Source organism: Ignavibacteria bacterium, from assembly GCA_041649015.1.
Taxonomy (GTDB): Bacteria; Bacteroidota; Ignavibacteria; order Tepidaquicellales; family Tepidaquicellaceae; genus CAIKZJ01.
This window is the reverse complement of the sequence record JBAZNU010000005.1, coordinates 257,016-266,312: the sequence shown is the minus strand read 5'-3', so window position 1 is coordinate 266,312 and position 9,297 is coordinate 257,016. Positions and strand designations below refer to the sequence as shown.

At 34.0% G+C, this 9,297-nt stretch carries 8 protein-coding genes; 5 read left to right on the top strand and 3 right to left on the bottom strand.

Going from position 1 to position 9,297, the window contains the following annotated elements; all coding sequences use genetic code 11:
* On the bottom strand, window positions 1-278 hold a 278-nt coding region (locus WC644_10290), incomplete at its 3' end, for a two-component regulator propeller domain-containing protein (GenBank protein ID MFA5012326.1).
* Between the two features lie 1,466 nt (window positions 279-1,744).
* Window positions 1,745-3,055, bottom strand: a complete 1,311-nt coding sequence (locus tag WC644_10285; protein ID MFA5012325.1) for a Clp protease N-terminal domain-containing protein — start codon at window positions 3,053-3,055, stop codon at window positions 1,745-1,747.
* 367 nt (window positions 3,056-3,422) lie between these two features.
* Between WC644_10285 and WC644_10280 the strand changes: the two genes are divergently transcribed.
* Genes WC644_10280 through WC644_10260 form a run of 5 tightly spaced genes read left to right on the top strand, consistent with a single transcriptional unit; the run spans window position 3,423 to window position 8,391 of the window.
* Window positions 3,423-4,175: a glycosyltransferase family 2 protein gene (locus WC644_10280; protein ID MFA5012324.1), complete on the top strand. Its 753-nt coding sequence runs from the start codon at window positions 3,423-3,425 to the stop codon at window positions 4,173-4,175.
* Window positions 4,172-5,995 (top strand): ABC transporter ATP-binding protein, encoded by a 1,824-nt coding sequence (locus tag WC644_10275; protein MFA5012323.1) that lies wholly within the window; start codon window positions 4,172-4,174, stop codon window positions 5,993-5,995. The genes WC644_10280 and WC644_10275 overlap by 4 nt, the downstream gene beginning before the upstream one ends.
* 2 nt (window positions 5,996-5,997) lie before the next feature.
* Window positions 5,998-7,233 carry an O-antigen ligase family protein gene (locus tag WC644_10270; protein ID MFA5012322.1) on the top strand — a complete coding sequence of 412 codons (1,236 nt, stop codon included), beginning with the start codon at window positions 5,998-6,000 and terminating at the stop codon, window positions 7,231-7,233.
* Window positions 7,220-7,519, top strand: a complete 300-nt coding sequence (locus tag WC644_10265) for a DUF1844 domain-containing protein (GenBank protein MFA5012321.1) — start codon at window positions 7,220-7,222, stop codon at window positions 7,517-7,519. Before WC644_10270 ends, WC644_10265 begins: the two co-directional genes overlap by 14 nt.
* A 5-nt stretch (window positions 7,520-7,524) precedes the next feature.
* Entirely contained in the window at window positions 7,525-8,391 is an 867-nt protein-coding gene (locus WC644_10260; GenBank protein MFA5012320.1) for an NAD(+)/NADH kinase, read from the top strand.
* Between the two features lie 2 nt (window positions 8,392-8,393).
* Here the strand turns inward: WC644_10260 and WC644_10255 are convergent, their stop codons facing one another.
* Complete coding sequence (locus WC644_10255) at window positions 8,394-9,296, bottom strand: ABC transporter permease (protein MFA5012319.1); 903 nt, start codon at window positions 9,294-9,296, stop codon at window positions 8,394-8,396.
* Between the last annotated feature and the right edge of the window lies 1 nt (window position 9,297).

The window sequence follows — 9,297 nt, the reverse complement described above, 5'->3', positions numbered from 1 at the left end:
CTGTCAAATACTATATCTCTTATTTTGTTCCCAGGCAGTCCCGAATTTGCTGAATCATACCTTGTCCATTGATTGTTGTAAAACTTTACAATTCCGCTATCTTGGGTTCCAATCCATATTGCCCCGTTTTTATCAGGGGTAACACAGGTAACACCATCGTCCGGTAATCCTGAATTACTCGAATTGTAAACAATAATATTTTGAGAAAAAACATTCACAATAAATATTAATTTTGTGAAAGTTATTAAAACTACCAATATTGAATATTTCTTATACATATTGAGAATTAAATTTCTTATAAAATTAGTTAACGGAAATTTCATTTTATTAATTGAATTTACCCCTCTATAATAAAGCATCCCTAAATGATTTTTATTCATATGTTCATACTTTGGCATCTATTTCTGTGATATATAAAACAAATAAAAATAATCTGTATTAATATTCGATGTTTTTCTCCTCAATACTTTATATAGTACAATTACACTCATTTCTCGGAAAATATTCATAAATTCTTTAAAGAATTTTCATTTAAACAGCGTTTCTTAGATTCTGCTGCAGTTATATATTTTATGCAGTAAGAAATATACTGGAAAATGACTCTTGAGGATCTAACTTTTTCTGAATTAGTAATTTCAAAATTTACAGGATGTATATTAGAAGTCGTGATAAATGAATCAAAGAAATGAAATGAAATTGTAGATAAAGAAAATATCAAAATAAATTCGCGCCCCTCAGACAAACAAATTTGATAACTCAAATTATGCAAAATTGTATTTTCTTAATCCCCCTCATGAATCAAATAGTTACTATTTTTTGAAGAGCGTTTATTAATACTTGAATCAAAATAGTCATTATTTGATTTTCTGTCAATGTAACAATATAGTATTAATCAAGTCCGCATTTCGTCATGAATAATTAAACAATGAGAGTTATAAAGATTGAGTCGTTAAGTATAAAGTGATGCAAAGTAGTTATTAATAAAGAAAAAGTCTCCGTTGTATTACAAACAATAAAATGAGGCTTCGCTGCAAGCAGCCGTGTATGATAAATAAGCAAATATGTAGTACCTACGGGACGGCAGAGTTAAACATTTATTTTGCTATTGTTAGACCTACCTACGGGACTTTGTATGTTTAAAGCAACACAAGATTTCGCTTCAAGCAGGATGTCCCGCCCCTCTCCCGCCAAAAAGATAGGCGGGTCTTCGACAGACGGCGGGTTTTCAATAAGGCGGGATCGAAGAATTGCGTTACACGACGTAGATAAATCTACAAACAAAAGGAAGAAAAACAAATGTTGAAGAATTTTAACCGCAGAAAACGCAAAGAAAAATGTAGGATATTATAGCTTAAAAGATTATTTACAAAAGATTTTAACGCAAAGATTATTAAAAAAAGATTTTTATCGCAAAGCTCGCAGAGAATGCAAAGGACGCAAAGAGAGCAAAAATCTATAACGCGCGGGATAAATACGGAAAATCAAGGTGTATTTATTTTGTAAAGAGTTTGTTTTTATTACAACGTTTTTACGAATAGTAGCACTAAGAACAAAAGCCTGGCATGCCTCCCCAAACTGGAGTTTAAAGAGCGATGCTTCGCGTTGGGAAGGAGGAAAAGATTTCGCTGCAAGAAGCCGGGAATTAAACTTATAGTAATTAAAATCGGCTTAAAAGAATAGATAAAAATATATTTCTACAGTTACATTCTTATTAAGCAATCAAGAAAGAAATAAAATAGTCAAATTACAACTCTCGTTTTAAAGCTTCGCGTTCGATTTCGAGCTGTTTAATACGACGCTCAATGTTATCGAGCTCTTCTGGCATAGAATCGATTTCTATTCTAAGCTTTGATGCTGCTTCATCGATAAGGTCGATTGCTTTATCGGGTAAGAACCTGTCAGAAATATATCTATCAGAAAGTTGTGCGGCAGCAACTATTGCCCCATCAGTTATTCTAACGCCGTGATGGATTTCATACTTTTCTTTAAGTCCGCGAAGAATAGAGACAGTATCTTCAACGTTAGGTTCTGAGACGAGAACAGGTTGAAAGCGGCGTTCGAGAGCGGAGTCTTTTTCGATGTACTTTCTGTATTCATCGAGGGTTGTTGCACCGATACAGCGTAAGTCTCCTCTTGCGAGTGCGGGTTTTAAAAGGTTTGATGCATCCATTGAGCCTGAGGACGCACCAGCACCTATAACAGTATGGAGTTCATCGATGAACAGAATAACCTTACCGTCAGAGCTCTGGACTTCTTTTAAAACTGATTTCAGTCTATCTTCAAACTGACCACGGTATTGAGCACCAGCGATAAGAGCTCCCATATCAAGGGCAACAATATGTTTATCTCTGAGACCATCCGGAATATCGCCCTGGACGATTCTGATTGCAATGCCTTCGGCTATTGCTGTTTTGCCGACACCCGGTTCACCGATAAGAACGGGATTGTTTTTTGTACGGCGCGATAAAACCTGAAGTACTCTTCTAATTTCTTCATCCCTTCCTATAACAGGGTCGAGTTTACCTTTAGCTGCAAGCTGGTTTAAGTTTTTACCATAACGTTCGAGAGCCTGAAAAGTATCTTCAGGATTTTGGGATGTTACACGCTGGGAACCTCTTACATTTTTTAGAATATTTAAAATGCTTTTCTTTGTGAGATTAAAAGATTTTAAAATAATAGACACATTACCTTTTGTTTCAATTAGACCGATAAGCAGATGTTCTACAGAGACATAATCATCTTTCATATCTGAGGCTTCGGAAAAAGCTTTCTCGAGAACACTATTTAATTCCCGAGAGATAGAAAGCTGTTCAGATACGCTTCCGGAAACTTTTGGCATAGCGTTAATGAGTTCATCCGTACGGTTTATAAGCTGCTCCTTGTCAACGGAAAGTTTAATGATTATAGAATTTAATATACTTTCATTTTCGCTTAGCATTGCAGAAAAAAGATGTGCCGGCTCGATTATTTGATTAGAATTATTTACGGCAATATCCTGAGCTTTTTGTAAAGCTTCCTGAGATTTTGTTGTAAGTTTATTAAAGTTTATCGGCATAGTTAATTATTTTAATAAAATTATGAAATATTGATTAAATTATCAATTGAGAGATTAGGAATATTATAGGAACAGGGAAAGAGCTTATTGGAATACAGATTACGGGAAAAGATAAATTTTTGAGAGCGCATATAGATATAAGAAACAATATATTTCATACGTGAAAGAAAAATTAATTAAAAATCACACACTGATAAGAACTGAAAAATTATGATTCACACTGATAAATGAATCGATATAATTTCTGAGGGTTAAGGAGATTTGGAAGGTTAATAGAGGTTGAGTTTGTAGCGGGGATTTTCCGATTTATTTTGTAATTACATATTTGATAGTGTTTCATTAAATTGATTGATATTAAAAAATAAATTTGATTTCAGTAAATATAATCTGCAAGGATGAGGAAAAGAATGTCGAAGACTGCCTAAAGAGTGTTTTATGGGCGGATGAGATAATAGTTGTTGACGGAGAAAGCAAGGACAAAACTGCAGTAATTGCCAGTAAATACACGAAGAACGTATATGTTAATAAATGGGAGGGATTTGCGAAACAAAGACAGTTTGCACTTTCTAAATCAACGAAGGAATGGGTATTAGTGCTTGACGCGGATGAACGATGCTCTAATGAATTAAGAGAAGAGATACTTTCAATTATAAATAACAGAGACAATAAATATAATGGTTATAAGTTACCGCGTAAGAACTTCTTTCTCACAATATGGATAAAACATGGAGGTTGGTATCCAGGTTATCAGAAAAGATTTTTCAGAAGAGAAAGAACAAGTATTTCAGAAAGACTTGTTCATGAAGGTTACGAAATAGACGGTGAAGTGGGTGTACTAAAAGGTGATATATTGCATTACACAGTACAATCGATATCCGAATTTATGGCAAAGGTAAATCAATACTCAACACTTCAAGCTGAAGAAAAAATTGGCAGGGAAAAAACAGGTTATACGGATATGATTTTAAGACCACTGCGGAGATTTATTAATATATATTTTATACGCGGAGGGTTCAGGGATGGGATTCCCGGGCTAATGGTAGCAAATTTTGACCTGATAACTACTTTGCTAACATACATGAAAATATGGGAAAGCCAGAACAAAAACGGAAGTAAATGAAAATATACCTCAGAATAATAACATACATAAAGAAGTACAAGAAATACATATTCTTATCCGTTGTTATGTCATTATTGTTTTCATTATTCAGTGCACTTTCAATCTATCTGACGATTCCACTTTTGAAGACTTTATTCACGGGAGTCCAGACCCAGGGTTCTCAGACGACGGATAACCTAACAGGGTTTTATCAGAGCATTCAAAAGATATTTGAGGACTTCATTCTCAGCGGGTCAAAGGAATCTGCAATATTGAAGATATCGTTATTAATACTTGCTGCATTCTTTTTAAAAAATGTAACAGGGTTCTTTCAGTCGGTTTTCATGCAATACGTTGAAAAGGGAGTTCTCAGAGATATAAGATTTGAAATGTATGAAAAGGTGAACAAACTATCGATAAGATATTTTACACAGGAGAAAGCAGGAAACCTGATATCGAGAATGACTAATGATATTAACAATATACAGTCGGGAATTTCTGCGGCATTTTCAAATCTCATAAAAGACCCGTTATTAATAATAATTTTTTTGATTCTCTCATTGTCGATAAGCTGGCAAATGACATTAATGTCATTTACAGTTTTCCCTATAACAGTACTAATAGTTGCAAAAATCGGTTCGTCATTAAGAAGGAGAAGTTTAAGGGTCCAGGTAAAGCTATCAGAGCTTCTATCAGTAATCAACGAGACAATATACGGAGCAAAAATAATACGTTCTTTCAGGGCTGAAAGGTACAGGAATGAAGTATTCAGAAAAGAGAATAATGAACATTACAAACTATTGATGAAGACATCTATTATGAGTGAGCTTGCATCACCGATTACTGAATTTCTTACAATATTAGCGGGTGTTATAATAATCTGGTTCGGAGGAAGAGAAATATTAATATATAATAACCTCAGACCGGAAGAATTTCTCGGCTTTATTTTTATACTTTTTCAGCTTATTGTGCCGATTAAAAATCTTTCGTCAGTATCGAACAGAATTCAGGAATCAGCAGCATCGGGACAAAGAATATTTGAAATACTCGACTACCCAATAGAGGTTAAAGATGCCGTAGAACCGAAAGATTACAGAAACTTCACAAAAGAGATAGAATTGAAAAATGTATCTTTTTATTATGATACTAATAAATACATTTTAAAGGATATAAACCTTAAAATAAACAAATCAGAAATTGTTGCAATAGTAGGTCCTTCAGGTTCAGGCAAGTCAACAATGGCAGATTTAATCGCAAGATTTTACGACGTAACAGAGGGTCAAATATTATTTGACGGGAATAATGTTAAGGATATCAGATTCAGCCAGCTAAGAGATCTTATAGGCATAGTCCCTCAGGAAACGATTCTTTTTAATGATACTGTAAGGAATAACATCGTGTTTGGAATGGATAATATATCTGATGAAGAACTAAGGAATGCGGCAAAGAATGCGAATGCACTTGAGTTTATAGAACAACTTGACAATGGATTTGATTCAATAGTCGGTGAAAGAGGTTTGAAGTTATCCGGCGGACAGAAGCAACGGATTGCAATTGCAAGAGCATTACTAAGAAATCCGCAGATATTGATACTTGATGAAGCAACATCATCACTTGATACTGAATCCGAAAGAATTGTACAAGAAGCGATTGATAATCTTATGGCAAACAGGACATCAATTGTAATAGCTCACAGACTATCTACGATAAAGAATGCGGACAAGATAGCTGTAATTGCGGAAAGCGGCATATCACAGGTTGGAACACACGATGAACTGATGAAAGATAAGGATGGATTATACAAAAGACTTTACGAGATACAGTTTAATACAAGCGATTAAATATGCTAAGAATAAAAAAAGAGGAATTTACTTTAGATAAAATAATTAATTATTTTATTCTTCTGCAAATAATATCCATAGGTTTTTCTATGGCATTAAGTTCAATTTCTCTTGGTGCATGGGTTGTACTGTGGGGCTTTAAAATATACAAGGAAAAGGATTTTTTATCCTTTAGATTTTTTTTCAAAGAATATAAATACTTCCTACTAAGTTTTGGAATTTATATAATAGTCGATACTCTATCGAGAATTTTTGCTTACTTTCCAGAGGATGCACTTACAGGCCTTAAGAGGTATCTTTTAATAATATGTTTCTTTTCGAATCCGACTGTAATAAAATCCAAAAGTGATATTTTGAGGAATTTGTTAATAATAGCTGCAGTATTTTCTATACTGTCCTGCATAGAGATCGTTAAGTTTGCTCTCACACTTTCAGAAAATTTAAAAACTACAAGTTTTTCCGAAATCAGAATTGATTATTTCAGCTATCCAATTACAGCGGGCGAAATAAAGATGCTGATATTAATGGCAATATTTCCTTTTTTGTTATCGAAAAATAAATACAAGGTAAAGAAAATATATTTAATAATAATTCTTATTCCGATTCTCGTATCGCTGTTTCTAACACAATCGAGGAACGTATATCTTGGGGTACTGGCAGCATTGATAATTTACGGGATTTTTGTTAACTGGAGATTTCTGGTTTCATTCATACTCTTTCTATGTCTTTTATGGATAGTAACACCTAATTCGGGGAAAGACCGAGTAAGGAGCATATTAGATTTTAATCACCCAAGCAATAAAAGCAGGATTGTTATGTGGGAAGTTGGAATAAAAGTGTACAAAGACTTTCCCCTGCTTGGAACAGGAGATAACGAAATTACGAATGTTTACAGAATGTATAAAAATCCAGAAAGTCATGGCGAGGGTTCTCATTTTCACAGCAATCCAGTGATGATACTTGCGACAACGGGTACAACCGGAGCGTTATTTTATTTGTTAATATGGACGACGATATTTTATTATACTATCAGAGATTACAGGCGAGCAAAAAACACTTTTGATAAGGAAATTGTGATAGGAATAATTATTGCAATGATTTCTTTTCATATTTCAGGTATTTTTGAATGGAATTTTGGAGACTGGGAAGTTGTAACATTGTTGTATTACTTAATATCCATAGTATTCACATTAAAATTTATAAATTATAAAAATAATATAATAAATGGAAAAAAATAAATCATCAGAACTATTCGTAGCACTTGTTTATTCATTGCAGATGCAGGCAATGATGAACCTTGGGAAAATAAAGAATCCGATGACGGATAAAGTTGAAAAAAATTTGGAAGGCGCAGAAGTGTCAATAGACATGATAGACATGCTACTACATAAATCAAAAGAAGGATTTACAGATGAGGAGAAGAAGGTATTAGAGACTGTAGTATCCGACCTAAGGTTAAACTACGTTGACGAGAAAAGCAAAAAGGACAGCGACACCACTGAGAACAAGGAAAATAAGGGATAAATATCATGACATTCGGGATAATAGGGAATAAGAATAAAGCCGGGATTGAAAAAGTAATTATATCATTAATAAAATATTTTAGGCGCAAGAATATTTCCTATTTTCTTCATGATGATTTTAAGCAAATAATAAAATCGAAAGAAATAAGTAGTAAGTTTCTGAGAATAAGTATGCTTATAAATAGATCTGACATTATAGTTTCAATAGGCGGCGACGGTACATTCCTAAATTCTACAAGAATGATAAAACACACTGATAAACCAGTTGTTGGAATTAACTTAGGAACGCTTGGATTCATGTCGGATATAATGCCAACAGAGATTGAAAAATTCTTTAGTGAAGTTATAAAAAATAAGTATAAAATAATAAAACTACATCTCGCTAAGTGTACAGTGAACGGCAAGTATGAATTTGATGCATTAAATGAAATTGTTATAGACAAAGCAGATACGATAAAAATGGTTGAACTTGGTATATTTTATAACAAGGAATTTGTCGGAAGATTCTTTGCAGATGGAGTACTCATTTCAACACCGACGGGTTCGACAGGATATTCACTATCGGCAGGAGGACCTATTATAACACCATTCAGCAAAGTATTTATAATAACGCCGATATGTCCTCATTCACTTAATTTCAGACCAGTAATAGTACCCGATTCAGGAAGAATAACGGTGAAATCATACAACGATGTAAAAGTAAGAATTACACCGGATGGTTATAAAGGACTCATAAAAGAAGCTCCTCTTGAGATAATTATAGAAAAATCAGAACACTCAATTGAAAGCGTAAAAAAACATAATTGGTCATTTTTTAATACGCTCTATGAAAAACTACTATGGGGAGAGGATATAAGGAAAGGCAAGAGATAGATTCAATAAGGAACACCGTCAGCAGCAGGAGGTTTAGTTTTGCCGACAAATCCTATAAGGACAAGAATTGTAATCAAATAAGGAAGCATCTGAATCAGCTGTGAAGGAATACCTGAACCCGATATCTGCAGGACTATTTCAAGACTTTCGAAGAAGGCAAACATAAGACAGGCAAAGAAAATATTTACAGGCTTCCATTTACCGATAATCATTGCTGCGATAGCAATATAACCCCTACCCGCAATCATACCATCGCTGAAAGAGTTTTGGTTTGATGCAAGCCAAATACCACCGAGTGAAGCAAGAAATCCGCAAATAATAGTACCCCACATTTTATATATTCTTACTTTAATACCGAGAGTTTCAGCGGCTTCGGGATTCTCTCCGACAGATCTCAATCTCAAACCAAATTTAGTTTTATATATCAAAATTTGAGATAATACGACAAGTATCAATGCAAATATTATTATTGAGTCACCCGTCAGATCGCCTACCAAAGGTATTGAGCTCAGGAATGGAAGTACCGGTACCTGAGTGAAAGACGGAGTGTTGCTTGAGCTCTGAAAGAACATCAACATTAAAAATTTTGCAATACCTGCCATAAGCAGATTAAATCCTACACCGATAACAATCTGATTAATTTTAAGCTTTATTGTGAAAAAAGAATATAATAGGCTAAATAGAATCCCTACCGCAACAGAACCAAAAAGACCAGAGTATGGATTTCCTGTAAAAATGGTAATTGAAGCATATGAGAAAGCTGATATTATCATGAATCCTTCAATAGCAATATTAATTACACCGCCTCGTTCCGAAAAATTAGCGGCGCTGGCACCGAGATAGTAAGGAGTGAACATCCTCAGGACCTGCATCATAAATGTTATTGATAATATGCCTTCAATCATT

Excerpts from the sequence above, each read along its gene's own strand:
- WC644_10285 (MFA5012325.1), bottom strand. The coding sequence starts at position 3,055 with ATGCCGATAAACTTTAATAAACTTACAACAAAATCTCAGGAAGCTTTA.
- WC644_10275 (MFA5012323.1), top strand. The coding sequence starts at position 4,172 with ATGAAAATATACCTCAGAATAATAACATACATAAAGAAGTACAAGAAA.
- WC644_10270 (MFA5012322.1), top strand. The coding sequence starts at position 5,998 with ATGCTAAGAATAAAAAAAGAGGAATTTACTTTAGATAAAATAATTAAT.
- WC644_10265 (MFA5012321.1), top strand. The coding sequence starts at position 7,220 with ATGGAAAAAAATAAATCATCAGAACTATTCGTAGCACTTGTTTATTCA.
- WC644_10260 (MFA5012320.1), top strand. The coding sequence starts at position 7,525 with ATGACATTCGGGATAATAGGGAATAAGAATAAAGCCGGGATTGAAAAA.
- WC644_10255 (MFA5012319.1), bottom strand. The coding sequence starts at position 9,296 with ATGATTGAAGGCATATTATCAATAACATTTATGATGCAGGTCCTGAGG.